The following is a 26540-nucleotide window of genomic DNA, read 5'->3' on the forward strand; positions in this document are numbered from 1 at the left end:
TGTTATTCTTCCACGTCGATCGTCGCGATTAGTGCCTGAACCATAGCCTGGCTGTCGGCTCCATGAGCAATATAAACTTTTGTACAGCCCAGTTCTGTAGCCAATTTGGCTACCCTGGCGCTGGGAACCAGCAGGCGGGTTGAGAGTATCTGACCCCGTTGCTCTGCGTTATGTTCCTGAGCAGGCCTTAGCAGGCTGAAAAAATTCTCCAGCGCTTCACCACTGGTGATGAGAATGGCATCCGGAGAACTGTAAATAGTACTGTTGATCTGCTGCGAGGTATAGTCCGGACAGCTGCGCCGGTACAGTTCGGCGTATTCTGTGCGTGCACCTCTGGCCTGAAGTGTATCGGCCAGTAGTGTCCGTCCACCTTCGCCACGCATAATCAGAATGCGTTGTTCGGCGATGTCTTGCAGACTTGTATCGGTCAGCAGCGCTTCTGAATCTGTGCCGGCCGGGTTTACACGGGCAGTTATGCCGTATTCAGCCAGCGTATCGGCAGTTTTCTGGCCGATAGCGTGCCAGGTAATGCCGATCGGCAGCTGAGGCCAGTATGCATCTATCAGCTCCCCTGCAAAGCGTGCCGCATTCGGGCTGACGACAATGATCTGTTGAAACAGATCCAGATCCAGTATTTGTTGTTTCAGTAGCGGATAACCGTTATCGGTATCCGATACCGGGGTAATCTCTAACAGGGGCAGGCATACAGGGAGCGCGCCCTGAGCTTGCAGGGCGCTGCATAAATCTGCGCTCTGGTGTTCCGGCCGGGTGACCAGAACACGCAGTCCCTGTAATGCGGAATTAGCCATTTTCCCGGTAAACTTCCGCCAGAATTCTGTCTGCACCGGCAGCCAGCAGACGTTCCGCCAGCTCAATGCCTGCCTGTTCTGCACCGGCAGAAGTGGTGGTGATTTCGTCACGCAGGACTTCACTTCCGTCGGTGCTGGCAACCAGACCGCGCAGGTACAGCTCATCAGTGTTGTCATCCAGTGTTGCATAGCAGGCAATCGGTACCTGACAACCACCTTCCAGACGGCGGTTCATTGCGCGTTCTGCAGTTACCCGGCTGGCAGTGTGGGCGTCATGCAGCGGTGCCAGCAGTGCTTTGGTGACGTCATCATCACTGCGACATTCAATGCCTACTGCACCCTGGCCACCGGCGGGTAAACTTTCTTCCGGTGTAATTTCACAGGCAATCCGGTCAGCCATTTCCAGACGCAGTAAACCGGCTGTCGCCAGAATGATCGCATCGTACTGGCCTTCATCCAGCTTACGCAGACGGGTGTTGACGTTGCCTCGCAGGGTTTTAATGATCAGATCCGGGCGGCGCTCACGTAGCTGGGCTTCACGGCGCAGTGATGAAGTACCCACTACCGCGCCCTGCGGCAGCTCATCAATGTTATTGTATTTGTTGGATACAAAAGCATCGGTGGGTTTTTCCCGCGGGCATATGACGGCCAGTTCCAGACCTTCAGGGAATTCCATCGGCACGTCTTTCATTGAGTGCACCGCGATGTCGGCTTCGTTGGCCAGCATGGCGACTTCCAGCTCTTTAACGAACAGGCCTTTGCCACCGATTTTTGACAGCGGCGAATCCAGCAGTACATCACCTTTGGTCGTAAAGCCCAGTAACTCAACCTGAATGCCGGGGTGGTGGCGTTCCAGTTCAGCTTTTACATATTCAGCCTGCCACAGAGCAAGCGGGCTTTGACGGGTAGCAATACGTATAACGGGAGTGGTCATGAACATATCCTGGAAGGCTGTCGTAAAGGGCTGGAGCCCGTACGGAATAAAAAAACTGATTTTATCAGATTCATAGGAGCTAAAGCAGCCTCAAATGCGCCGCAGGATATGATCTTCATCAGGCTTTTTTTCATTCTGCTGGACGTCTGAGTGGCTATGGACAGATTTACCTGAAATTAAAGGCGGCTGGTTAAGAAAATATCCGGCCGGATGTGTCGGGTATGGGCGAGTAATGTATAATGCAGGCCCTTAATTCAGCATGAACATCAGGTGGCTGGTGTTGAGTATAGAGGTAAGTATGAGCGAAGAAAAAACCAACCAGCAATGGGGCGGCCGATTCAACGAACCGACGGATGCATTTGTAGCCCGTTTTACTGCGTCGGTTGAATTCGATCAGCGTATGTACCGTCAGGATATTCAGGGGTCTGTAGCCCACGCGAAGATGCTGACAAAGGTTGGCGTACTTACTGAGGCTGAATGTGACGATATTCTGAATGGCCTGGCTGAAATTCAGCAGGACATTGAGTCCGGAAATTTCGAATGGTCTGTTGAGCTTGAAGATGTGCACATGAACATCGAAGCAGCCCTGACCAAAAAGATCGGCATTACCGGTAAGAAACTGCACACCGGCCGTTCCCGTAACGACCAGGTAGCCACGGATATCCGTCTGTATGTTCGTGATGAGATTGATCTGGTGCTGGCGGAAATCAACCGTCTGCAACAGGGCATCATCGGTTTGGCCCGTCAGGAAGCTGCTACCGTTATGCCTGGCTTTACTCACCTGCAGACTGCACAGCCGGTGACATTCGGCCACCACCTGATGGCCTGGTTTGAAATGCTGAGCCGTGATTATGAGCGTTTTGCTGATTGCCGTAAGCGGGTCAACATTCTGCCACTGGGTGCTGCCGCACTGGCCGGTACGACGTATCCGATTGATCGTCAGATGACTACTGAACTGCTGGGCTTCACTGCACCGACAGAAAACTCTCTGGATTCTGTATCCGACCGTGATTTCGCCATTGAATTCTGTGCTGCATCCAGCGTGCTGATGATGCACCTGTCACGTTTCTCTGAAGAGCTGGTACTGTGGGCATCTGCACAGTTTGATTTTATCAACCTGCCAGACCGTTTCTGCACCGGTTCTTCTATCATGCCGCAGAAGAAAAATCCGGATGTACCGGAACTGGTTCGTGGTAAGAGTGGCCGGGTTTATGGCCACCTGATGTCTCTGCTGACGCTGATGAAGTCTCAGCCACTGGCGTACAACAAAGATAACCAGGAAGACAAAGAACCTCTGTTTGATGCCATTGATACTGTGAAAGGCAGCCTGCGGGCATTTGCTGACATGGTACCGGCCATTGAAGCTAAGCATGAGAACATGCGTGAAGCGGCGCTGCGTGGTTTCTCTACCGCGACAGATCTGGCGGACTATGTTGTGCGTAAGGGCATTCCGTTCCGCGACGCTCACGAAATCGTCGGTAAAGCGGTCGCTTACGGTATTGAGTGTGGCAAGGACCTGGGCGAAATGACCCTGGCTGAACTGCAGCAGTTCTCAGATGAGATCAGCGAAGACGTATTTGATGTGCTGACACTGGACGGTTCTGTCAGTGCCCGTGACCACATTGGTGGTACTGCGCCGAATCAGGTACGACTGGCCTGTGACCGTGCTGAGCAGATGCTGGCACAGCGCTAAGTACATACATTTAGTTAAAAAGCCGGCACTGAGCAATCAGTGCCGGTTTTTTTATGCCTGAAATTTGGGCGCTTTCTGACGAGTCGTACGTTTCTGACTATAGACTTTTGTTTAGGGTGCCGCTGCCCATCCTGAGTAAATGACGGCTGTTGCTGCTTGTTTATCTGTCTTAATCTGTCATTAAGGTCGTTTTCAGACGATTTTGCTTTATACGCAAAATACAAAAAATCATATGAATAAAAAGAGCTCCGCCCCAACAGGAGCCAACACGCAGTTAGCTGTATATCACGGCTAATGTTTCTTCGGAGGTTTTGGGATGAACGTCAGGATCACCCATAAAATTGCTGCCAGCTACGTGCTGATGGTCGTTTTTATTATAGTCGTGGGCAGTGGTGGATTTCTTGCCAGCCGCTCGATTTCGCAAGAATTCTTCAATGTTACCGACAATGTCATTCCTAATTTGTCGGGCAGTTACCGGCAGATGATTTACCTTCAGGAAGCGAACGAAGCTTTGTTTACCGCGCTGGGGCAGACCGACGGTGAAGGTCTGGAGCGTGAACGTGAAGTGTTTACCCAAAGCATCGAAAAGTTTAATGCTGAGCAGGAAACTCTGTTCAGTCAGGTGGCTGACCAGCCTGAGCTGATTGCCGCTTTAACCGAAGTTCAGGCGCTCAGCCAGAAGTTTAATGATGAAGCCTTGGTGGTCATGGATGATCATGCTGAAAGCCTGATTGCACGTCGTAAGGCTGTTGAAGCTGATATCACGTTCCAGAGCCAGGGGGATGCCCTGAATGCCTGGGTACAGCGATTTGCCATTGCCCGTAAAGGTAAGCCAGCCGGTAAACTGGTGCAGAAAATCAGTAAAGCACTGGGTGTGCACCGTTTTCAGTTAGTTGCGTTTAAACGTTCTCAGGACATTAAGCAGCTGGACGAAGCACTGGCCGCCAGTAATGGCTCGTTGCGTAAAGCGTATGATGATCTGTTCAAAGCAGACAAGCTGGCCCGCGGTGTGAAGGTAACCCTGAATCAGGTGGAAGCTCAGCTGTACGGTGAAGAAGGTCTCGTTGCGCTGTACCGTCAGAAGCTGGCCGCTGATCAGGTGCTGGCGGATCACATGCTGGCCCTGCGGGCGATTCTGGCCGAAACTCAGACCGCCGTGAATACCTATATCGATACCACTTATCAGTCAGCGATGGATGCCCGTGATGCCGAAGAGAAATCGGTGGCTGTCAGTAATACGCTGATCATTGCACTGTCCATCGGTGCTGCAATTTTTGCCGCAGTTATTGGCTGGTGGATTATGAAGACCATCAACGTTCCGCTATCTGCCATTAAAGCCAGTCTGCACCGGGTGAAAGAAGGCGACTTGCAGGTTAGCTTCGATGACCAGCGCCGGGATGAGTTTGGTGAACTGAGCCTGGATCTGAACGCGGTTGTAGCAAGTCTGCGGGAGATTCTGCAGCAAATTTCTGAAGGCTCTCAGAAGTTGTCTGATGTGGCGCAGCAAAATGCCGCGATCAGCCAGCAGACCACACATGCCATGTCTGAACAGAGCGAACAGCTGGAGCAAACCTCATCTGCAGCGGTGCAGATGGAGCACAGTGTGGAAGAGGTCGCTAATCACAGTCAGACGACTCTGACGGCGGTGAAAGAATTTGAGAAGCTCAGCAGTGATGTTAATCAGCAGATGAATAATACCCTGCACAGCATTGAGACCCAGGCAGAAGGCATTGATCAGGCGATGACAGTCAGCTCTGAAATGTCTGCCTTTGGTGAGCAGATTGCCTCGATCCTTGATTCTATTCAGGGCATTGCCAACAAAACGAACCTGCTGGCACTTAACGCCGCAATCGAGGCTGCCAGAGCCGGTGAGCAGGGGCGTGGATTTGCGGTGGTGGCCGATGAAGTGCGGGCACTGGCCGGCCAGACTCGCCATTCGGTCATGGACATCCAGACCATGGTTGAGAATATGCAGAACAGCATTCAGCGGGTGGGTGAAGTCATGAACGACAGCTATGACAAAACCCAGGACTGCGTGGCCAATGCCAATCGCTCTCAGGATGTGCTCAGGGCGATGAATGATGCGGTTGCGCATATCCGTGAGCTGAACGCTCACATTGAGGAAGCAGCGGCACAGCAATCCAGCGCGGTTGCTCAGGTGAGCCAGACACTGGTAAGCATCAGTGAAGCGGCCGGTGAAACGGCGCAGGGGGCGGAACTGGCATCCGGCAGCAGTACCGAACTACTGGACTTTGCCAAGCAACAGCAGGGGTTAATTCAGCGCTTCAGTATCTGATGCGCTGAGCTTTTCCAGAATTCTTTCCGGAATCCTCCCCGGAACGAAAACAGCCCGCATGATGCGGGCTGTTATGTTTATGGATGCCCGAAGGGCGTCCGGATCAGTTCAGGTTGAGGTCAACCATCAGATCGTTGGCGATATCTTCCAGTGCATTCTGCAGATCATCCAGCTCAACGGATGTTGGCACCCGCAGAGACGCTTCTGCTTTAAACAGCTCTTCAGCAGACATAGAGCCGCTGACCAGCTCGGTGCTCAGGCTTTCTACATTGATCTTCAGTGAGTTAAGCGCGTGGGAAATTTCACGTACAATGCCTGGCTTATCGTGGCCGATAAGTTCAATGGTAACGTGCTGATAGGTTTCTTCCGGTGCCGCGTCTTTACTGGCGGTTACATTGACGTTTAAACCCTGAGACTGCAGATCGTTCAGCGCTGCTGTCAGTGCTTCACTGTGGTCCTGCGGGACTTCAATGATAAGAATACCGGCAAACTGGCCTGCCAGGCGGGACATGCTACTTTCCTGCCAGTTACCCTGGTGATTGGCGATGGTTTCGGACAACAGTTCAACTAAGCCGGGTTTGTCCTGTGCGATAACGGTTAAGACTAATGAAGTCATAGTCCTTTGCTCCTGTGTTATTACTACTTGGCGGTTAACCAATGTCTGGTGTCACGGGTGTGCCAGGCCCGCAAGCAACCTTAAGACAGCAAGATTGATACGTAATGTTGTTATGCACTCCAACATCAGAACATCTTAATTAAGGATAGTTACCCTGCAATGAAAGACATTCTTATTGCTCTCTGGCCCGTATTTATTTTGTTATTACTGGGGTACACAGCGAAGCATAGTCAATTCTTACACAAGGCGTTCTGGGAAGCAGCAGAAAAAGCGACCTATTTTGTCCTTTTCCCTGTCCTTTTGGTTTATAAATTGTCGCTGGCGGACTTTTCCGGGGTTGATTTTGTGGATATCACCGGGCCAATGCTGGTGCTCACGCTGCTATTCACTGCAGTGCTGGCCGGTCTGCAAAGGCTGATCGGTTTTGACTGGCCGGTGTTCAGTTCGCTGTATCAGGGCACGGTCCGGTTTAATACCTATGCAGGCTTCGCAGTTATTGCCAGTGTTCAGGGGGATGCCGGTGTGGCAATCCTGGCGGTGTTACTGGCCGTGATGATTCCGACGGTGAATGTTTTATCGGTGAGTGTGTTTGCGCTGGGCGGTAAAAATATCTCCTGGCGGGGTGTTGGCGGCAACCTGCTAAAGAATCCGTTAATAATTGCCTGCGCACTGGGATTATTTTTGAACCTTAGCGGGTTTGGGTTGCCCACATTACTGGTATCCGTTGCAGATTTACTGGCAGCAATGGCATTACCGCTGGGCGTGCTCTGTGTCGGAGCCGGTTTGCAGCTCAGACGCCTGAAAGTGACATCCACAGCGCTGATACTGAGTTGTCTGCTGAAGCTGTTGCTGATGCCTCTGGCGATGCTGGGGCTGGTCTGGTGGTTTACTGAAGATACGGTTGTAGCAATAACCCTTATAATTTTCAGTGCTTTACCAACAGCACCATCTGCTTACATCCTGTCACGACAGCTAGGCGGCGACAGCGAAGTGATGGCCGGAATTATATCCATACAGACCGTAATGGCATGTTTGAGTTTGCCAGTTATTTTAATGATTTGTGCCGAAATACTCCTAAAATGAATTAGAAAACACAGCTAACTTACTAAAGTTATTATTTTTTTCTAATTATTGGTATAAACTTGCCGATATATATTGGGTAATTGCAGGGAAAAGCTTGCAAAAAAAACTCGTTATGGAAGACTTACCCGCTATTTTTTGAGTGCCGAAAGTAAGAGAGGGCAAAAATACCATGAAGAAAGGGCCAGATATAATGGTGATTCTGGTTGCGGTATTTGTATTGGGAACCGTTATTACGGGTGTAACCAACAGCGATATCGAGCTGGTTTCGGTGGTTAGTCAGGTATTCAGCGGCTAAACACAACGACCTTTCCTGATTGAGATAACCAGACAGGTTATCGGATCATGCCGGTGCTGTATCAGACAGCAGGCCGGCACTCCTTCCCCAAAAAACATCACAGTAAGCAGACATTGCAGCCAATAATTCTATTTGCTGCTGTAAAACGCCTGATCTGAAGCAATGCCTTCCAGTGGAATATCCCAGCTGGCGATTTCCAGCTTTTCAACCTTTTGCAGGTCATGGGCCAAACCAATCATCTTGGTGCCGCCGCCCTGACGCCATTTCTGTTTGAACGAGAATGTCCGGTCGTAATAACCGCCGCCCATACCTAAACGGCCACCCTGAGGGTCGAAAGCCACCAGTGGCAGTAATACCAGATCCATCGCCCAGGCAGGGCGCCGGGGCTGTTTTACTTCAGCAGGTTCAAGGATTTTGTACTTGTTGTTGTGCAGCCGGGTGCGTGGGGTATAAGGCATAAACCACAGGCGGTTATGTTTAACCGGATGCAGGATTGGCAGGTAACAGTTTTTGCCCAGTGACCAGCACAGATCAATGATTGGCTTGGCATCGATTTCGCCGTCGCTGGCCAGATAAATAGCAACGTTTTTACTTTTCTTGAAAGCCGGTAAGCGGCGAATAGTACGCAACAGACCCTGAGAGGCCAGTTTATGTTGCTGTTCGGAAAGACCGCGACGCTTACGGCGCATTTCGCGACGCAGATTCTGGCGGTAATCGGCAGTGGATACAGGCTGGTTCATACGTGAATATGACTCCCCAGGGCAATAGCGTTGGTTGTGGCCCTGAACCCGAAGGTTCAAGGTGGTAGCCTCTGAATAACATTAGGCTTTCCGTCATGCGGACATGCACACCCGTTAATCGAGAAGCTTCCTAAAGTGTGTTTATCGGCTCAAGGGACGTAACCAATCGACCGAGAAACCCTGGGGAGCTGCGAGCCATTATACTCCTGCATTAACGAATGTCAGGTCTTGAAAAAAACTATTTCTGTGTTATCTGCAGTGAGTTTTTTTCAGCTATTGAACAGGCAGCTGTCAGGGTTAGTCCTGCTGTTTGGCGGCGTCCAGAGTGGCCTGAATACGGTCACTTAAGCGTTTGATATTATCACCCAGATTTTCCGGCTGTTGTTGTCTGAAAGCGATATATTCATGTGAAATATTCAGCGCAGCCATAATCGCAATGCGCTCCATGCCGATAATTTTGCCGGAGGATTTAATTTCCTGCAGTTTGCTGTTCAGGTGAGCAGCAGCCTGTTGCAGTTCGGCTTCGGCTTCTTCCGGACAGGCAATCACGTACTCTTTATCGAGAAGCTGTACCGCGATATTTTTAGCTTTACTCATGCTTCCTGTTCCAGTGATTTCAGGCGGGTGATCATCGCATCAACACGTTTGCGGGTGTCGTTGTGTAACTGTTGCAAACGGTTACGTTCTTCTTTCAGCTGAGTTTCCGACCGGTGCAGGCGACGGTTTTCCAGTTCCAGTCGCTGACAGTACTGGATCAGTTGCTCGACTTGGCTCTCAAGGGTGCGCAGATCTTGCTCGCTCATAACGGTTACCGGCGGTAAAAGGCTCTTGTTTAACATAGCTTTAAAGGCGAATGCAACGCGGGGAGCAAATTCACAGTCTCTCCGGGTTGTCCGCATAGAGAATGCTACCTGTTAATGCTAGGATGTAGAACATCTTCGCAACAGATTTCCTGTCATTTTGCATAGCCGGTTCGGTGTTTGGCATTTCGCTGCTTACGGTGGCTTTGTCAGGGCTGAATATATACTGTCCGTAACGGGCTATCTTATTGTTTCTTCAGGATTCTGTAGCGGTATTTTATTTTTACAGCGGGTCTGCCCGCCGCCTGACCGAGAATACTTATGAGCGTCGAAAATTCTCCTGAAGATTTTATCCCTGAATATTATGAAATTGCCGATGTGCTGGTGGCCGAAGACAGCATGTCAGTATCTGCTGCAGAAGTGCATGGTTTGCTGTGCGGATATCTGACCGCCGGCGCTGATTTTACTCAGGAGCGCTGGATGTTTGCGGCCATGGAAATGATGGATGTCAGCAGTCTGAAACATGAAAGCTCCCGTATTGCACTGGTTGATCTGTACGAAGGCGTGCTCAGCCAGATGAAGAACCCTGATTTTACCTTCCGCCTGCTACTGCCGGACGATGACCTGTCACTGAATGAGCGGGTAACGGCACTGGGCAGCTGGTGTCAGGGCTTTCTGGTGGGTTTTGGCCTGAACGGTGCACATACTGACAGCAGCCTGACCGATGACCAGCTGGAAGCGTTGCGTGATCTGGAACAGATCTCTTGGGTTGAGCTGGATCAGGACGAAGATGAAGAAGAAAACGAAAACGGCCTGATGGAACTGCAGGAATACGTCCGTATGGCGACACTGATGTTTTTCAGTGAATCCCACCCGGTGGAAAACACTGATGACACTGACCCGGATCAGCCGGTACTGCACTGAACCAGGGAATTTAAGGGCAACCGGCTATTCAGACGGTTGCTGATGCCGGATAATCAGCATACTGATGACTGCCGAGGCGAACCATGACCCGTATGACCTCTATACCTCTGAATGAGTTTAATGAACGCCGTCAGCGTTTACTGAACAGCCTGCCTGCCGGCGCGATTGCACTGGTACCGGCAGCCACCATGCAACCCCGTAACTCCGACGTTGAATATCCCTTCCGGCAGGACAGTGATTTTTATTACCTGACCGGATTCGATGAGCCGGATGCATTGCTGGTATTGCTGCCGGGTGACGATCCGCAAAGCATTCTGTTCTGCAGAGAGCGGGATAAAACCATGGAGATCTGGCACGGTTATCGTCTGGGGCCGGAGCGGGCTGTGGCTGAGCTGGGTGTCGATCAAGCCTTTGCCAATGAAGAACTGGATCAGCAATTACCGGAACTGATGCTGGGGCGGGATCAGATTTATTACGCGGCGGATAAAACCGCACTGGAAGCGCAAATCCGGCAATGGCGCGACAGCCTGAAAATGGCGAAGCGTCAGGGTAAACAGGTGCCAACCGGTACTCAGCAGCTGGATGGTCTGTTACATGAAATGCGCCTGTTCAAATCGGACAATGAGATTGCCGTTATGCGTGAAGCAGGCCGGATCTCCGCAGTGGCACACGCCAAGGCCATGCAGCACTGCCAGCCTGGTGTCACCGAATACCAACTGGAAGCCCGGCTGAACTTCCACTTTGCTATGAACGGCTGCCGACAGCCGGCATACCCGGCCATTGTTGGCGGTGGCGAGAATGCCTGTGTACTGCACTATGTTGAAAACAGCGAAGTGCTGAAAGACGGTGATCTGGTACTGATCGATGCCGGTGCAGAGCTGGACTATTACGCCAGCGACATTACGCGAACCTTCCCTGTATCCGGCCGTTTCAGCCCGGAACAGAAAGCCCTGTACGAACTGGTACTCAAAGCACAGCTTGCCTGCATCGATATGATTAAGCCCGGCGTACTCTGGCAGGACCCGCATGACCTCTCAGTTGAGATTCTGGTGGATGGGCTGATTGAGCTGGGTATCCTCAAAGGCGAGCGGGACGAATTAATTAAAACTGAAGCCTACCGGGAATTTTATATGCACCGCCTTGGCCACTGGCTGGGGATGGATGTACATGACGTGGGCGACTACAAGCTGGCCGGTGAATGGCGACCACTTCGGCCGGGCATGGTGATGACGGTAGAGCCGGGGCTATATATTGCACCGGATAATACCGACGTCGAAGCCCGCTGGCGGGGTATCGGCATCCGTATTGAAGACGATGTGGTGGTAACTGAAGAGGGTTGTGAAGTACTGTCCGCCGGTGTGCCTAAGCTGGTGGATGACATCGAAACCCTGATGGCAACACAGGCAGATAACTGATGAACAGCCACTACGACATTGTCATCGTCGGTGGCGGCATGGTTGGTGCCAGTCTGGCGGCGTCCCTGATCCAGGCCAGCCAGACGCTGGATCTGAAAATCGCCATCATCGAGGCCCATGCCTTACCTGAATCGGCCGTTGACGGTTATCAACCAAGTTACGATGCCCGCTCCACGGCGCTGGCCTACGGCAGCCGGGTGATTTATGAACGTATGGGGCTGTGGGATACCCTGCAGACTCACCTGGCGGCGATCAGCGATATTCACGTTTCGGATCAGGGCCGCTTTGGCATGACCCGCTTGCACGCCAAAGATGAAAACGTGCCGGCGCTGGGATACGTAGTGGAAAACCGCTGGCTGGGGCAGGTATTACTGGCCCGCCTTCAGGCAGAAGATGCCGCGAATATCGAATTTATCTGCCCGGCGACCGTGACGGAAATTCAGCCGGCGGCAGAAAACATGCAGCTGCAGCTGGAACATGACGGTGAAACCTCTCAGCTGACCGCTGAGCTGGTGGTCATGGTTGATGGTGGCCGCTCGCCGCTACGTCAGAAAATGGGCATTGGCTATCAGCAGCAGGACTACGAACAGCACGCCATTGTGACTAACCTGACACCGGGCCAGCCCCATAACGGCATGGCTTATGAGCGTTTCACCCGTAACGGCCCGATGGCACTGTTACCACTGGAAGATCAGAACGGTGAACCCCGGGTGGCGTTAGTCTGGACGGTGCCTTCCGAGCAGCTGGATGAAACACTGGCCCTGAGTGATGAAGACTTCATGGCCCGCCTGCATGACACCTTTGGCTACCGGCTGGGATACTTCCAGCGGGTAGGTGAGCGGCATCATTACCCCCTTAAGCTGACCTTTGCGGAAGAACAGGTACGCAGCGGTCTGGTACTGCTGGGGAATGCCGCACACGCCTTACACCCGATTGCAGGGCAGGGCTATAACCTGGCCTTACGGGGTGCGGTTCGGTTGGCAGAATACATCATCCAGACCAAGCAGCGGGGTAAAGCGCTGGGGCAACTGGCAGACCTGCAGGCATTTCAGGAACAGGTACGGGGCGATCAGCAGAAAACCGTTGGCTTCAGCGATCAGACCATGAAGCTGTTTTCCAATAGCCAGCCATTACTGGCACTGGGCCGCAGCGCCGGTTTACAGATAATGGACACCTGCCCGTTACTGAAAACGGTATTCGCCCGCAGTGCGATGGGGCTGGATATCGCCGCGCCGGATTTACAGGCACAGCCGACAGCATCTTCTGTAGCAGATAAAGCATAGAGGCCTTTTGTGAGCGAACATCAGCAAGAGCATACAGAACAGGTAGATATCGCCATTGTCGGTGCCGGCATGGTAGGCATGACACTGGCATGCCTGCTGGCAGACAGCGGCCTGCGTGTAAGAGTGATTGAAGCCCGGGACAGCGACCGGCAAAGCCTGATCGATGCCGAGCAGCAACAGCGCAATAACGATTTTGATAACCGGGTCAGTGCATTAACCATTGCCTCGCAGCAAATTCTGAGCCATGCATCGGCCTGGCCGTTAATGCAGACTATGCGGGTCACGCCTTATACCCGTATGGACGTCTGGGACGGTGAAGGCAGCGGCAACATTCAGTTTAACTGCCATGAGCTACAGGAAAGCTGTCTGGGCCATATTGTGGAAAACCGGGTCACCCTGGCGGCGCTGTATCAGGCCAGCCTGAACATTCCGGCCATCGAATGGCAATCCGGCAGCCGCTTAACCGGCCTGTCTGAATGTGATGCTGAATGTGATGCTGAAAGCCTGGACCCATCCCGTACCCTGACGTTTGATGATGGCTCTTCCCTGAAGGCTCGATTGGTGATTGCCGCCGACGGTGCTATGTCTAACACTCGCCGTCTGGCGGATCTGCCAATGTGGGAATGGGATTACGGCCACCACGCCATTGTAACCACCGTACACATTGCCGAAGGGCACCAGCATACCTGCTGGCAGCGGTTTACCGACGACGGCCCGCTGGCGTTTCTGCCGGTCTCCGGGTCAGACGATCAGCACGGTTCCATTGTCTGGTCCACCTCACCGGATCATGCCAAGGCACTGATGGAACTGGATGATGACGCCTTCTGCCAGGCCCTTGAGCGGGCAATTGAAGGCCGGTTAGGTAAAGTATCAGCGCCACAGCCGCGCATGTCTGTACCGTTACGTCAGCGCCACGCCAGCCGCTATGTGCAGGCCGGGTTTGCGGCGATTGGCGATGCGGCGCATACCATACATCCACTGGCCGGGCAGGGGGTTAACCTCGGATTACTGGATGCAGCCGTACTGGCAGAAGTGATTCTGGATGCCCGTGCTAACGGTGAAAGCTGGCAGAGCGATTATGTCCTGCACCGCTATCAGCGCCAGCGTCAGGGGGAGAACCTCAAAATGGCTGCCTCAATGGAAGGCTTTAAGCGGCTGTTTGCCACCGAGGCTCCTGTACCGCGTTTGCTGAGGAACGTTGGCATGAGTCTGATGAACCGCACACCGATGGTGAAGAACCATATTGTTCAGCAAGCCATGGGCCTGAGCGGTAATTTGCCACGGTTTGCCCGGCGCAGCTGATTTCTTCATCAGACAGTTATGTTATCTGGCGGGCAGTAAAGGTAGAATGGCCGCGTTTGAAACAGTGCATAAATATAGTCTGCAATGATCTGAGACAAGAGCACTGGGGTGCGAATTATTTATCCTGTCACTGGTCTGATGGGAGACAACTGGCCATCGTTATAAAGATGGTCTAGAAATAAATGATGTCCGGCTGTGTATGCAGTCAGATATCAGCAATTAAGTGTATACAGCGTTTGAAGTTGTGGTGCCTTTTCAGTGTCGGAAAGGGCCGGTTTTTAACTTTCATTTAGGAACAGAGAAATGAGTGATATCCCTAGCGAATTAAAGTATGTGTCCAGCCACGAGTGGATTCGCCATGAGGGCGACGGGGTGGTCACTATCGGTGTTACCGATCACGCGCAGGAGCTGCTGGGTGATGTGGTATTTGTGGAGCTGCCTGAAGTAGGTTCAGAGTTTGCCATTGGCGATGACATGGGTGTGGTTGAGTCTGTTAAGGCTGCATCTGATATTTACGCTCCGCTGTCCGGTGAAGTGATTGCTGTTAACGAAGGCCTGGAAGATGAGCCTGAGCAGGTGAACAGCGACCCTTACGGTGACGGTTGGTTCTTCCAGCTGCGCGTCAGCTCTGAAGAAGAGCTGGACGGCCTGCTGGACGCAGAAGCCTACGCTGAACTGTGTGAATCTGAAGAATAAATCAGACCGCGCAATTCTGAGCCTCGCCTGACGGCGGGGCTTTGTTGTTTATACGGTATTGCCTATACCGTGACAGGTGGCCGGAAATCCCCGGTTGCTGTTATCTGAGAGTGGAAAAATTTTGCAAGTATTACGATTAAACAGTGGCGCAGATAAACGTCTGCGCGGTGGCCATGTCTGGATCTACAGCAACGAGGTAAATACCAAGGCAACGCCGCTGAAACAGTTCGCTGCCGGTGAACAGGTCGTGGTGGAAACCGCCAACGGCAAAGCGCTGGGTGTGGCCTATGTAAACCCGAATACCCTGATTTGCGCCCGGCTGATCAGCCGTTCTGTGAAACAGACCATGGATCAGTCGCTGCTGGTGCACCGCTTAAAGGTTGCGCTTTCGCTGCGTGAAGCCTGCTTCGATCAGCCGTGTTACCGGCTGGTGTTTGGCGACAGTGACGGCCTTTCCGGGTTAGTGATCGATCGCTACTACGATATTTTCGTGGTGCAGATCTCCACTGCCGGTATGGAAGCACTGAAAGATGAAATTCTCGCCGCACTGCTGAAAGTCTTCAAGCCGCAGGGCATTCTGTTCCGCAACGACGGTAAGATGCGCGACATGGAAGGCCTGGAAAGCTACGTGGAAACCGTTTACGGCGAAGTACCGGAAATGGCACCGCTGATGGAAAACGGCGTACCGCTGGTGGCACCGGTAATGGCTGGCCAGAAGACCGGCTGGTTCTACGACCACCGCCTGAACCGCGCCCGTATGCAACAGCACGTAGCCGGTAAAAAAGTACTCGACCTGTTCAGCTACGTGGGTGGCTGGGGTGTACAGGCACTGGCTGCCGGTGCCGACCATGTAACCTGTCTGGATGCCTCTGAGTTCGCACTGGATGTTGCCGAAGAAAACGCCCGCATCAACGAAGCGGCAGACCGCTTTACCACCATGCAGGGCGATGCATTCGACGGCTGTAAGATGCTGCTGGAAGAAGGCGAGAAGTTTGACGTGGTGATCCTTGATCCGCCAGCGTTTATCCAGAAGCGTAAGGACATTCGCAACGGTGAACAGGCATACCGCCGCATGAACCAGCTGGCGATGCGTCTGGTGGCCAAGAACGGTATTCTGGTGTCAGCATCCTGCTCTATGCACCTGCAGCGTGACCGTCTGGTGGACATGATCCGTTCAGAAAGCCGTGCGCTGGACCGCCAGGCACAGATCTTTGATCAGGGCCATCAGGGCGGTGACCACCCGGTACATCCAGCGATTCCGGAAACCGATTACCTGAAATCATATTTCGTGCGTCTGCTGCCGGTATAACCGCAGCCGTAACAAAGAGGAAACGCCATGCGCTATAACCTGTTGGGTGACAGTGATCTGAACGTCAGCCGGGTATGTCTGGGTACCATGACATACTCACAGGACAACACCGAAGCAGAAGCCTTCGCCCAACTGGATTATGCCTTTGAGCGTGGCGTTAACTTTGTTGATACCGCCGAAATCTACCCAGCGCCGGTGAATGAAAGTCTGCAGGGGCAGACCGAAGCCATCATCGGCCGCTGGATGCAGCAACGGGGTAACCGGGACAAGGTGATACTGGCCACTAAGGTAGCCGGCCCGGCGGAAATGACCCGCTTTATGCGCCCGGATATCCACTTCGACGAAGCTAATATCCGTGCGGCCATTGAAGGCAGCCTGGAACGTTTACAGACCGACTATATCGACCTGTATCAGCTGCACTGGCCCGACAGAGCCACCAACTTTTTTGGCCAGCTCAACTATACCCATGCACCGCAGCACGACGGCACCGCCATGCTGGACACCCTGAAAGTGCTGAAAGCGCTGGTGGATGAAGGCAAGGTGCGTTACATCGGCCTCTCGAATGAAACCCCGTGGGGCGTCATGAGCTTTGTGAAGTACGCTGAAATACTCGGCCTGCCGAAGGTGGTCAGTGTGCAGAACCCATACAGCCTGCTGAACCGCTCCGATGAAGTAGGGCTGACGGAAGTGCTGCTGCGGGAAAACGTGCCGATGCTGCCGTACTCGCCGCTGGGGTTCGGTGTACTGTCCGGTAAATATCTGGATGAACAGTGGCCGGAAGGTGCCCGCCTGACCCTCTATAAACAGTTTGGCCGTTACATTCAGCCGGCAGGTATTTCAGCTACCCGGGACTACGTGAACCTGGCCCGGCAACATGGCTGGGACCCGGCACAAATGGCGCTGGCCTATGTAGACAGCCGTGACTTTGTTGCCAGTACCATTGTCGGTGCCACGCAAATGCCACAGCTTGAAGCGAATATCGATGCCTTTGATATGCGCCTGTCTGCAGAGCTTTCAGAGCAACTGGAAGCGCTTGGCAAGCTGCATTCCAACCCTTGCCCGTAAGTGGCAGCAAACAGCTTTTGTGACGATCTTCTGAAGCCCGGTTTAACCGGGCTTCTTTCTAAATACGGGATTGCTTAGTAGTATGTAAGCAGCCGTGCCGCTTCAGCACGCTATAAAAACCTATAAAAATAACAGCAGAGGTTTTTGTAATGTCGCAGGTCAAACCTGAAATTCCCGCACCGATGCTGGCCCGCTGGCAGCGTCTGGTGGATTTGATGGGCCGTATCACCGATACCCCCGCTGCCCTGATTACCCGGATCAAACCCCGGGATATAGAAATGCTGGTAAGCAGTGACACCGCCGGTAACCCCTACCGTGCCCACGAAGAAAGCCCGCGTAACTGTGGCCTTTACTGCGACCGGGTAATCGACACCCGCGAACCTCTGCTGGTGACTGACGCCAGCCTCGACACTGAATGGAAAGACAATCCGGACATGGTGCTGGGGCTGTCCTTCTATTTGGGTTACCCCCTCAACTGGCCCGACGGCGAACCCTTTGGCACCCTGTGTGTGCTGGATGTTCGGCATAACCTGCAAGCCCGGCAATACTCAGGGCTGATGGAAGAATTTCAGGCGCTGGTTAATGGCGACCTTAAGTTCCTGTATCAGCAACAACAGCAGCGTTCTGAGCAAAAGGTGCTGGAGCAGGCCTTACAGCAACAGCGCTTTGAAGTACGGGCACGGGCGAATGATCTGGAAGAAATTAATACTGCCATGCGGGTATTACTCAACCAGCGGGAACAGGACAAACAGGCACTGGAAACAGAAATATATGCCAGCATCGAGCACCTGCTTCAGCCCTGGTTACGTAAGCTGGAAAGCAGTGGCTTAAGTGCAGAGCAACTGGATTATCTGAACGGTATCCGTGAGCAACTGGGCGCGGTGCGTCACCCGAAGAACTCTTCTTTGGCGCGCTTAACCCCCACCGAACGGCAAGTGGCGGTGGCGATAGGTCATGGCTTATCCAGCAAGGCAATCGCCCGGCGCATGCACCTTGAAAAAAGCACCATAGATTTTCACCGCCGGAACATCCGTGAAAAGCTGGGGCTTGCCCGCTCGAGTGTTACCCTCAAGCAATTCCTGTTAGCTGCCAGCGAATAAGCCATCAGGCCGGACGTGCGGGATGCGCTTAACCTGTGCCTGTGGCTGAGTACCTGCTGTATATGATACGCATAAAGGTGACGCACAGGTCTGGCCGGGAAAGGCTGCAGGGTCGTAAACGCTTGATGTATCTTGAATAATCACACCCAAGCCTAAAGTTATACAGAATATCTGTGGATAAAGCTGTGCAGATACTCTGGGTGCATACAGCTGAACGGCCAGTCATCGTTGCTGGCCGTTTTTGTGTGTTTTATGTACGGGATGAAGAACGGTGGGGGGAGCTTTATTGCAGGGCGTAAGAGGCACTGCCGATTAAATCAGCGGATAAAAAAACAGCCTGCGGGGCAGGCTGAATTTCAGTGATCAGGCGGTCTTTGCATCGTCTTGATGGACTTCTTCTTCAACAGGCTCCATCACACTCCACTGATGCGGTACATGTGAAAGCCGGATCAGATGCTTACAGGCCTGGCATTCGTAAATGGTGTCATTGAACACGTGGTTTCTTTCAACCAGATTCTCGTGCAATGTAACCAGTTGGCGACGTACCAGTATGAAGCAGTCACTGCATAATCGCTTGTTTTCCATCCTACCTATCACTCCATCGATTCTTGATCGTCTTACTGTGCCGGCAAATCCAATATGCAGCACGTTTTTTTGTCTGACTCATAGGATAATCTATATACAGTCGCGAGAAAATAAAAACTGCACATTAATTAAACATTAATTGGTTTATCGGCAGGAGTGACGGGGCTTTTAGGCCTGTTTACTGTGAAAAACAGGAGCAGGAAAATGGATCTGTCAACTTGGGTAGTCAGGCTAACCAGGTTGGGTTTTTGTTGTGCTTCATGGTCTGTGCATAAAGCGGGTGGCTGTTATCGGCGGGCATAAAAAAGCACCGCCTGAGCAGTGCTTTTTTGTTTGAAACGGGCCGTTTGGCGCAGCTAAATTATACCAGCCGGCGGCAGCGGATAGTGCCCGGAACGTGCTTCAGTTTGTACAGCGCCATGTCTGAACAGTCCGCATCCACTTCGATTACAACGTAACCTACTTTTTCGTTAGTCTGCAGATACTGACCACTCACGTTGATGTTGTTCTCAGAGAACACTTCGTTGATGGCGGTTAGCACACCTGGCTTGTTCTCGTGAATGTGCAGCAGGCGGTGAACATCCGGGTGTTCCGGCAGGGCAACTTCAGGGAAGTTAACCGAGCTGACAGAGGTACCGTTATCACTGTACTTGATCAGTTTTTCAGCCACTTCATACCCGATATTTTCCTGAGCTTCCATGGTGGAGCCGCCCACGTGTGGGGTCAGGATCACGTTATCGAATTCACGTAACGGCGAGATGAACTCATCATCGTTGGTACGTGGTTCAACCGGGAATACGTCAATGGCGGCACCCAGCAGGCGCTGTTCACTTAACGCGCCACACAGGGCATCGATATCCACAACGGTGCCGCGGGCCGCGTTAATGAAGATCGAACCGTGCTTCATTTCAGCAAACTGTGCCGGGCCCATCATATTCTTGGTGGCACGGGTTTCCGGTACATGCAGGGAAATGATGTCACAGGTATTCAGCAGCTCTTTCATGGTGCCTAGCTGTACCGCATTACCCAGTGGCAGTTTGGTCACAGTGTCGTAGAAGAATACTTCCATACCCAGTGACTCAGCCATCACACTCAGCTGTGAACCGATGCTGCCGTAACCGACAATACCAAGTTTCTTACCACGGATTTCATACGAGTTTTTTGCCGACTTCTGCCAGATACCCCGGTGGGCCTTGGCGCTCTTCTCCGGTACGCCGCGAAGCAGCAGGATGGACTGAGCAATCACCAGCTCGGCAACCGAACGGGTGTTGGAATAAGGGGCATTGAATACTGCAACACCACGCTGGATAGCTGCATTCAGATCCACCTGGTTGGTGCCGATACAGAAGCAGCCGACGGAGATCAGTTTTTCAGCAGCAGCAAACACTTTTTCAGTAAGCTGGGTGCGGGAACGGATACCGATAAAACGTACATCTTTAATACGTTCAATCAGTTCATCTTCCGGTAAGGAGCCGGTCAGATATTCAATGTTGGTGTAACCTTGCGCGTTTAGCGTATCCAGTGCGGACTGGTGGACGCCCTCTAACAGCAAAATTTTGATTTTGCTTTTATCCAGAGGTGTATGTTGGCTCATCTTCCGAAACTCATAGTATGTCTAATAGTGGGGTCTGACTGCTCAGTCTCGTGCCGAAACCTATGTAAACCAGTGTAGCTGACGGAATACATCAATCAGGGGGCGCATATTAGCATAAGTGTGTCGCTTTTGGATTGTTAGATGTTGTTCTGAGTGGAAAAAAATTCAATATATTATGAGAAGGCTTCATAAGGTGTTGATTCTTGGTAGACCTTAGAGTGAGTTGGGCGCTCAAATTCCATTATGTTGGTATTTTAGGAAGGCTAATAGTTTTATGGGCGTGTCGGTGGAGATGCGACTTTGCCTCATTTGCTTGAGCAGGAGGAAAGACCTAGCCCCTAGCAAGGAGCAGGCAAAAGGCAAGACTTGGCTCCAGCCTTTCGCCAGTTGTTATTATTGTCTAGTCGTCAACTCCATACTTATGTTTTTGTATAGTAATCTGCTCATCAATTCTCCTTGTTTCAGAATCTATATATTGATTTAAGGAGTCGATATAGCATTTAGCAAAATATCTGATATTTTCGTTCTTATCATCGAGCCATTCTTTAACGTCTGATGATTTTTTTCTATATGCCTCAACAAATCCATACTCGCCGGTTACAACTCCAGTCGCCATCAAACTTAGACTAAGATCATTTATTGTTTTTTCATTTAAATCTACTGATTTAATAATTCTCTTAACTAAGTCAAGTATAGACTTTTCGCCACCATATCTTGTTATTATTGATAACAATATGTTTAGTTCATCTTCTTTTTTAATGTTAAAAGAGTTTAATAAAATTTTTGTCATTTCTGGCTTGTATGGCTTAATTGATTTCTCAAATAAGCTTGATACTCCAAATTGATCTATTCCCCATTCGTATCGGTAGTTTTTCTTGATTAAGGAGATTAGATCTTTTGGGTTTTGAGCAAAAACAGGTCCTAAAAAATGAAGCTCGTAAGGTATGTCTTCGTATCTTGATTTTTCATCTTCTTTGTCTTTTTCTTTTCCTGTTTGAATTCTTTCATCAAAGAGATGGAAAATTAGAGTGGAATCAATTAATGCAACTTTCTCAAGAATACTTTCAACTCTGTAGTCTATCTGAGGTACAAATACTATATTTTTTACTACAAGCTCTAGGTTGTCGGCTGACAAGTGATTTAAAAAACAATCACCGGAATTTGCAAACCATACATGGTTCATCCAGTCCGTATTCTTTCTGTAGTTAAGCAATGAAAAAATTGAATTTACCGTATCATTAATTACATGATGAATAGCCTTGTTACCTTTGTCATTTAAGATTCTTAAAGCTACGTAGATAGTTGATAAGTTTTCTTCTTTAATCGCTTTGTTTAGAGTTTTGCTGAATATTTTTAATGGTATTTCATCAAAAATAAAAAACGATTTCATAATCGAATATAAGTGCTTGTTATCATCAATCCATTGACAAGTTTGCTTTTCAAAGCAGTCATTATCAATTGATTTCCATAACCCTCTAAGGACAGAAACAGCTGCCGAATCCAATTTTTCAGTAGCATTGAAGTGAGTTAACACTTGATCTGGATAATTCCTAGTTATCGCTTCAATAAAGCTGTATAGCTTAGGGAACGTTGCAAGATCTCTAGAGTTAGTTACTAAATAATTTTGAACTCGATCAAGCCATACATTCAGGTTGTCGCTATTTATGCATTTTAGATATTCATCAATTGCAGCATCTCGCTCTGCTTCTTGCTCTTCAAAATCAAAGTCAGAACGACTTTGTTCTTTCCAGTCTCCTAGAATACCTTCGTATCCTACTAAGTTTTTATAAATAGAATACTCGTCATTAAGATCGATATCAGACTTAATATCTAATGCAGCAGTTTTTACTTGGTCGCTTGATGTATGGTAGTAAATCCAATATGACTCATGTTCAATTTTTTGAATGATTTCTAAAGACTCTGAATGTAGCAAAGACTTCCAAAAATTTAGAATATCCAAAGTATTTGCATGTACCATTTTCTTAACACCTTCTAATGGAGGTGACTTAGACCAAATTCTACATGCGTTGTCCATTCGGTCAATTAACTCTTTTTTACGAATTATATCTTTACTGTTGTTATAAATGTTTTTAAGTAACTCAATAGCATTTTCTCTAATAGAAGCAATTTCTTCACTTGAATCAATTGATCTAGATTGAATCGTAACAGATTGATATTCCCACTTATGACCTTCTATTTGTGTAGATAGAACTTCAGCACAAACTTCTAATACAAGAGGATAATAATTAAGAAGTTTTTTATGATCTAGTTTTTTTAGTTTGTTTAAAAGATCTATCTGTGGTTTGTATCCAATTTGCTCTACAGCATAAAGATTATACTCTGATAAGTTTTTAAAGAACTTCTTTATACTTTCTTCACATAATGGATCTTCGTCCCAAAAAGATAGGAGTATATCTGTAATTTGATCAGATTCTAAATATCTAAGTTGATTCAATAGATCAATAAGCCTATTTAATAGCTTTTCTTTCGTACGATATTCAGAAAAATAATCACTGCTATAAGTGATATCATTAATAGTGTGCAACCTGTTCCAACACTTAACGATGTCATCTATAGCTTGATGAGAAACATGACTTATAAACTTCGATAACACAGAAATTGCATCATCTAATTCTTCATAAACGATGGATTGGTTTAGTGCATCACTAATAGCAATGTATTCTTTTTGAAGAAACTCTTTAGCCTTAGTGTCATCATGAGGTTTGGCTGCAAAGTATTCGATTGCCTTAGTTTTTAAATTATTCATATCTTTACTCCGCCAAGAATCTTACGAAAGCATCTTCAGCATACGCTGCTGCTTCTTTTGAAAACTCTTCATCAATAGTTAGGAAGAAGTTTTCTGTTGCTTTTATAAGACCTGATTGAACCAAAAAATTGGCTCTTTCTCCGAATATTTCTATAGAGCAGTTACATGTTTTGGTTACAAAGTCTTTACAGATATCTTTCGCTGCTTCTTGGCTGATAGCAACAAAGCCTATAAGCATTTTGTCTATTACAGACACCCTTTCATTGGCTTCTGCTAGCTTATTATCTAGCGCACCTTCCTGGAATCGAGCTTCTTGGGCTGTTGTTTGATAAGTAACGTTTGGACTATATTTTTCTATTTCTTGAATAAGTAATCTGATCTTAGCTTTTAAATCAGAATGGTCTTGCTCACCATCTTCGTCGGTTGTTACATCATAGCTAATGATGTTTACGCCTCTGTGCTTTCGGGCATGTTCGATCTGTTCTGGGGTCACGCTAGGCATGAAAGCCCAGCAATCTGCAGCATGTTCACCAAAGAGATTTAGCGTTGCGTCTTTGAAATGATTAAAGTCTGGGTCGTTTAGCCCGGCACCAATGAATAGTATTAGCCTAGTATTAAGAATGGCTTTTAAGGCTTCTGCTTCTGCGGATGTGCTATGAATTATTTGTCGATATCGCACCCCATCAAGAACTATCGATTCAGGTTGGTTAATACAGCCGTGATTTTTAAAGATAAAATCACTACTGGTGGCTTTCATTATCTCGCGTAATCTTTGGGTATCGGATGGTAAAACGCTGGTTATGGGTTCTCCAAATGTCACTAAGTATAACTTTTCAATCAGAGTGTCGTAGTTGGGAGTTATGAATGACTTACTAGGTAATCCAAATATTATTTGAAGAAGCTCCCCAGGCTCGCCTTCTTTAAATATCTTGCATGCATCATACTCGATAAAGAAGTCTGTTAGTGTTTTGCCAAGTGGTTCCAACTCATCTCGCAACGCTGTGGTTGCTTCAATAAGGTCATTTTGCTCAATGAACTCATCAGCTAGCTTAGTACACGCACCTAAATTTAGGGTGTAGTCTTTCAGCCAATCAATCAATGTATACCAATTCGGTAATCCAGCTTCCAGTGAGACCCCTGACCCTATAAATATCACTGAGCTTGGGCCAAAGTTGGATGCTAACTCTTTGATTTTATTCACCAATACCTCTGCTAAGATATTATGAATTCGTATTTCCCATAAGCTATATACAGAGATATAAAGGCATAGCTTATGGACTTCGTAATGTAATGATTCATGCCCCGCTGATGAGGCAAGCTAGTGTATCCCTGATACTTCGCACTATTGCGTATTCGTCCTAGTTTCTCCGCCATCATCTACACTTTCTTCAAGTTCAGGGCTGGTTTGTTCTGTTTCTGGCCGTGTCTGGCCGAAGACGAACCACATTTTATATCGAGGGAATGCAGTAGTAATCAGGCGGATGTGTTCTTCGTTGAACTTCTGCCTTCCATAGGCAAGTGCCCGGATGACTTCTTTTGAAAGCCCGGTTAACTCGCTGAACTCTTTGTTCTTTGTTCTCTCATTGGTGGTTGAATGATTAATAAGAGCTATTAACCTTTCTTTCATCATAGAAACACACTTGCACTATAAAGTTGCGCGTTTAAATAAAACGCGTTAAATTTAAACGCATTACTATGGATGCGTTCTCAAAAAACAGTATGATTACAACTCTATAGGCAACAGCATGGATGCACAAACGCCGGAACGATTTTTTCAGCGTAAACAAGGCACTTACAGGGAGTTTCAACCGCGATGGAACCGCTCACACCTCCGCAGCAGCCTGCTGCAACCTATACCCGTAAACAATTAATGGCGCTTTCTGCCTTTATTGGCGGTTTGGCGATGCTCAGCTTCAGCCTGAACCGGCGTGGGGCCCATACAATCCTTCACAGCACAGGGAATACCGTACGCTTACAGATTTTAAAGCCGGTGCAGGGCGATGAATTGCCGACGGATCTGGCGGGTGATCCTGCGCCGCCGGAAAGCACATTCCAGAGGGAAGGGGATACCTGCCGCAGTGCGGTGTATTTCGAGGGTGAGCTAACGGCTGACCTGCCTTATACACAGGCACAGGCGATGCTGCATGGCTGGAACGATTATTTAATTGAAGCCGAGAAGAATTTAGAAGCTTACCGTTGCCGTGAGGCAGAAGTGGCGAGTTAGGCTAGTCTGAATTACTGGAATAGGCGTTGGCTTATGTTGTTGGTACGCAGGTCATCATCCAGGTCGGGCAGGTTATAAAACCATAATGCTCAGTGCGATATACAGCGGTTAATCCGAGGGCTGTCATAAGGGAATAGACATGGGCGGTTTTAACTCTATCAGAACCAGAGTCAGGCAGTGTGTCAGGCTGCTCTTTGCATTGGTGGCGATCTCTTTAACAGGGTGCTCAGATTTGTCCGATGAAGAGGCGCAGTTGGTCGGACGCTGGGAGTGGCATAAAACACAGGGCTATGACATTGAAGAGGGCTATCTGATTTTAAATGATGACCGCACATATCAATATGCAATTGAATCTAAGACTCGCTTCGAAGGGTTGAGTGAAATAACGGACGGAACACTCGGGGCCTGGCGTCTGGTGGATAAGAGCCTGTGTTTTCATGCCATAGGAGATGCAGAAAATAGCCGGTGCCTGTTCGTGGATGTTGAAGTGGACGGGCAGCGTTTACGTTTTGAGCTTGATGGGTTCTTTAGAATGGACGGGCTTGAAGCAGTCAGAAAGTCTGAGTGAGTCGGGTTCAGCTTGGTTAGGCTGAAAGCTAAACCGGCCCGCAGTTAGCGGACCGGCTCTTCAGCTTTTATAGTGCCTTTAAGTAGGGCTTAGCTGTAGTAGCACAGGTAGGCAGTTGGGGCTGCTACCTTCACGTCGAAAGACTGGTTAGCCGCTACATTGAATTCGCTGCCGGAAGCGAATGTCTGCCATTCATCAGAGCCTGGCAGTTTAACAACCAGTTCGCCGCTCATGACTTTCATCAGTTCGTCCTGTGAGGTGCCGAAGGTGTATTCGCCGGCGGCCATTACACCGGAGGTTACCTGACCTTCACCGTTTTCAAAGCCGATAGATTTTACGGCGCCTTCAAAATATTCGTTTACCTGTAACATGGCGGTATTCCTGTTAATTAAATGTTGGCCAATAATAGGTATTCCAACCGGTGTTGTCACGGCTGAGGAGT

General features: G+C 49.6%; 26 protein-coding genes and 1 other RNA gene. 14 read left to right on the forward strand and 13 right to left on the reverse strand.

From position 1 onward, the window contains the following. Positions 1-2: 2 nt before the first annotated feature. The gene (locus JYB63_RS20835; RefSeq protein WP_205659866.1) at positions 3-809 is read right to left on the reverse strand and encodes a uroporphyrinogen-III synthase; all 807 of its coding nucleotides are present in this window, start codon (positions 807-809) and stop codon (positions 3-5) included. Beyond that, positions 802-1743: a hydroxymethylbilane synthase gene (gene hemC / locus JYB63_RS20840; protein ID WP_205659867.1), complete on the reverse strand. Its 942-nt coding sequence runs from the start codon at positions 1741-1743 to the stop codon at positions 802-804. Before hemC ends, JYB63_RS20835 begins: the two co-directional genes overlap by 8 nt. Positions 1744-2041: 298 nt before the next feature. On the opposite strand from hemC, the gene argH reads away from it, so the two are divergent. Together argH and JYB63_RS20850 are read left to right on the forward strand one after the other, a co-directional pair. Further along, the gene (gene argH, locus JYB63_RS20845; protein ID WP_205659868.1) at positions 2042-3436 is read left to right on the forward strand and encodes an argininosuccinate lyase; all 1395 of its coding nucleotides are present in this window, start codon (positions 2042-2044) and stop codon (positions 3434-3436) included. Positions 3437-3752: 316 nt separating this feature from the next. Further along, positions 3753-5732 carry a methyl-accepting chemotaxis protein gene (locus JYB63_RS20850; RefSeq protein ID WP_205659869.1) on the forward strand — a complete coding sequence of 660 codons (1980 nt, stop codon included), beginning with the start codon at positions 3753-3755 and terminating at the stop codon, positions 5730-5732. A gap of 103 nt (positions 5733-5835) precedes the next feature. Here the strand turns inward: JYB63_RS20850 and JYB63_RS20855 are convergent, their stop codons facing one another. After that, positions 5836-6348, reverse strand: a complete 513-nt coding sequence (locus JYB63_RS20855) for a glycine cleavage system transcriptional repressor (RefSeq protein WP_205659870.1) — start codon at positions 6346-6348, stop codon at positions 5836-5838. A 345-nt stretch (positions 6349-6693) separates the two neighbouring features. Between JYB63_RS20855 and JYB63_RS20860 the strand changes: the two genes are divergently transcribed. Continuing rightward, positions 6694-7431, forward strand: a complete 738-nt coding sequence (locus JYB63_RS20860) for an AEC family transporter (protein ID WP_205659871.1) — start codon at positions 6694-6696, stop codon at positions 7429-7431. A 169-nt stretch (positions 7432-7600) separates the two neighbouring features. After that, positions 7601-7726, forward strand: a complete 126-nt coding sequence (locus JYB63_RS23555) for a hypothetical protein (protein ID WP_271271926.1) — start codon at positions 7601-7603, stop codon at positions 7724-7726. Between the two features lie 128 nt (positions 7727-7854). Here the strand turns inward: JYB63_RS23555 and JYB63_RS20865 are convergent, their stop codons facing one another. From JYB63_RS20865 to JYB63_RS20880, 4 genes are all read right to left on the reverse strand, one after another. After that, complete coding sequence (locus JYB63_RS20865; RefSeq protein ID WP_205659872.1) at positions 7855-8466, reverse strand: 5-formyltetrahydrofolate cyclo-ligase; 612 nt, start codon at positions 8464-8466, stop codon at positions 7855-7857. Positions 8467-8476: 10 nt separating this feature from the next. After that, positions 8477-8655: non-coding RNA, 6S RNA (gene ssrS / locus JYB63_RS20870), on the reverse strand. 108 nt (positions 8656-8763) lie between these two features. Beyond that, on the reverse strand, positions 8764-9063 hold the full coding sequence (locus JYB63_RS20875; protein ID WP_205659873.1) for a cell division protein ZapA: 300 nt from the start codon (positions 9061-9063) through the stop codon (positions 8764-8766). Then, complete coding sequence (locus JYB63_RS20880) at positions 9060-9269, reverse strand: TIGR02449 family protein (protein WP_205659874.1); 210 nt, start codon at positions 9267-9269, stop codon at positions 9060-9062. The genes JYB63_RS20875 and JYB63_RS20880 overlap by 4 nt, the downstream gene beginning before the upstream one ends. Positions 9270-9587: 318 nt before the next feature. On the opposite strand from JYB63_RS20880, the gene JYB63_RS20885 reads away from it, so the two are divergent. The 8 genes from JYB63_RS20885 to JYB63_RS20920 all read left to right on the forward strand — a co-directional run bounded on the left by JYB63_RS20885 (position 9588) and on the right by JYB63_RS20920 (position 18360). Then, positions 9588-10190 (forward strand): UPF0149 family protein, encoded by a 603-nt coding sequence (locus JYB63_RS20885; RefSeq protein ID WP_205659875.1) that lies wholly within the window; start codon positions 9588-9590, stop codon positions 10188-10190. Between the two features lie 83 nt (positions 10191-10273). Then, positions 10274-11605 (forward strand): Xaa-Pro aminopeptidase, encoded by a 1332-nt coding sequence (pepP, locus tag JYB63_RS20890; RefSeq protein ID WP_336510914.1) that lies wholly within the window; start codon positions 10274-10276, stop codon positions 11603-11605. Next, positions 11605-12888, forward strand: a complete 1284-nt coding sequence (ubiH, locus tag JYB63_RS20895) for a 2-octaprenyl-6-methoxyphenyl hydroxylase (RefSeq protein ID WP_205659876.1) — start codon at positions 11605-11607, stop codon at positions 12886-12888. The genes pepP and ubiH overlap by 1 nt, the downstream gene beginning before the upstream one ends. A 9-nt stretch (positions 12889-12897) precedes the next feature. Beyond that, positions 12898-14190, forward strand: a complete 1293-nt coding sequence (locus JYB63_RS20900; RefSeq protein WP_336510915.1) for an FAD-dependent monooxygenase — start codon at positions 12898-12900, stop codon at positions 14188-14190. 303 nt (positions 14191-14493) lie between these two features. Next, a complete protein-coding gene (gene gcvH, locus JYB63_RS20905) occupies positions 14494-14886 on the forward strand; it encodes a glycine cleavage system protein GcvH (protein ID WP_205659877.1) in 393 nt (130 codons plus the stop codon). 121 nt (positions 14887-15007) lie between these two features. Beyond that, complete coding sequence (locus JYB63_RS20910) at positions 15008-16195, forward strand: class I SAM-dependent rRNA methyltransferase (protein ID WP_205659878.1); 1188 nt, start codon at positions 15008-15010, stop codon at positions 16193-16195. Between the two features lie 27 nt (positions 16196-16222). Continuing rightward, complete coding sequence (locus JYB63_RS20915) at positions 16223-17260, forward strand: NADP(H)-dependent aldo-keto reductase (RefSeq protein ID WP_205659879.1); 1038 nt, start codon at positions 16223-16225, stop codon at positions 17258-17260. Between the two features lie 149 nt (positions 17261-17409). After that, a complete protein-coding gene (locus tag JYB63_RS20920) occupies positions 17410-18360 on the forward strand; it encodes a LuxR C-terminal-related transcriptional regulator (protein WP_205659880.1) in 951 nt (316 codons plus the stop codon). Positions 18361-18723: 363 nt separating this feature from the next. Here JYB63_RS20920 and JYB63_RS20925 read toward each other — a convergent pair whose 3' ends face one another. The 5 genes from JYB63_RS20925 to JYB63_RS20945 form a co-directional block, all read right to left on the reverse strand. Further along, positions 18724-18945 (reverse strand): hypothetical protein, encoded by a 222-nt coding sequence (locus JYB63_RS20925; RefSeq protein ID WP_205659881.1) that lies wholly within the window; start codon positions 18943-18945, stop codon positions 18724-18726. Between the two features lie 361 nt (positions 18946-19306). Further along, positions 19307-20539 carry a phosphoglycerate dehydrogenase gene (gene serA, locus JYB63_RS20930; protein WP_205659882.1) on the reverse strand — a complete coding sequence of 411 codons (1233 nt, stop codon included), beginning with the start codon at positions 20537-20539 and terminating at the stop codon, positions 19307-19309. A gap of 400 nt (positions 20540-20939) precedes the next feature. Next, a complete protein-coding gene (locus tag JYB63_RS20935; protein WP_205659883.1) occupies positions 20940-23306 on the reverse strand; it encodes a hypothetical protein in 2367 nt (788 codons plus the stop codon). A gap of 4 nt (positions 23307-23310) precedes the next feature. Continuing rightward, positions 23311-24507 (reverse strand): SIR2 family protein, encoded by a 1197-nt coding sequence (locus JYB63_RS20940; protein WP_205659884.1) that lies wholly within the window; start codon positions 24505-24507, stop codon positions 23311-23313. A gap of 141 nt (positions 24508-24648) precedes the next feature. Then, entirely contained in the window at positions 24649-24936 is a 288-nt protein-coding gene (locus JYB63_RS20945) for a hypothetical protein (RefSeq protein WP_205659885.1), read from the reverse strand. Positions 24937-25119: 183 nt separating this feature from the next. Here JYB63_RS20945 and JYB63_RS20950 point away from each other — a divergent pair, with 183 nt between their 5' ends. Beyond that, positions 25120-25530, forward strand: coding sequence for a hypothetical protein (locus tag JYB63_RS20950; protein WP_205659886.1), 411 nt, complete (start codon positions 25120-25122; stop codon positions 25528-25530). 139 nt (positions 25531-25669) lie between these two features. After that, positions 25670-26098 (forward strand): hypothetical protein, encoded by a 429-nt coding sequence (locus tag JYB63_RS20955; RefSeq protein WP_205659887.1) that lies wholly within the window; start codon positions 25670-25672, stop codon positions 26096-26098. Positions 26099-26187: 89 nt separating this feature from the next. On the opposite strand, the gene ppnP is transcribed toward JYB63_RS20955, so the two are convergent. Continuing rightward, positions 26188-26469, reverse strand: a complete 282-nt coding sequence (gene ppnP, locus JYB63_RS20960; protein ID WP_205659888.1) for a pyrimidine/purine nucleoside phosphorylase — start codon at positions 26467-26469, stop codon at positions 26188-26190. Positions 26470-26540 lie beyond the last annotated feature (71 nt).

Source organism: Aliamphritea spongicola (genome assembly GCF_017051665.1).
Taxonomy (GTDB): domain Bacteria; phylum Pseudomonadota; class Gammaproteobacteria; order Pseudomonadales; family Balneatricaceae; genus Amphritea; species Amphritea spongicola.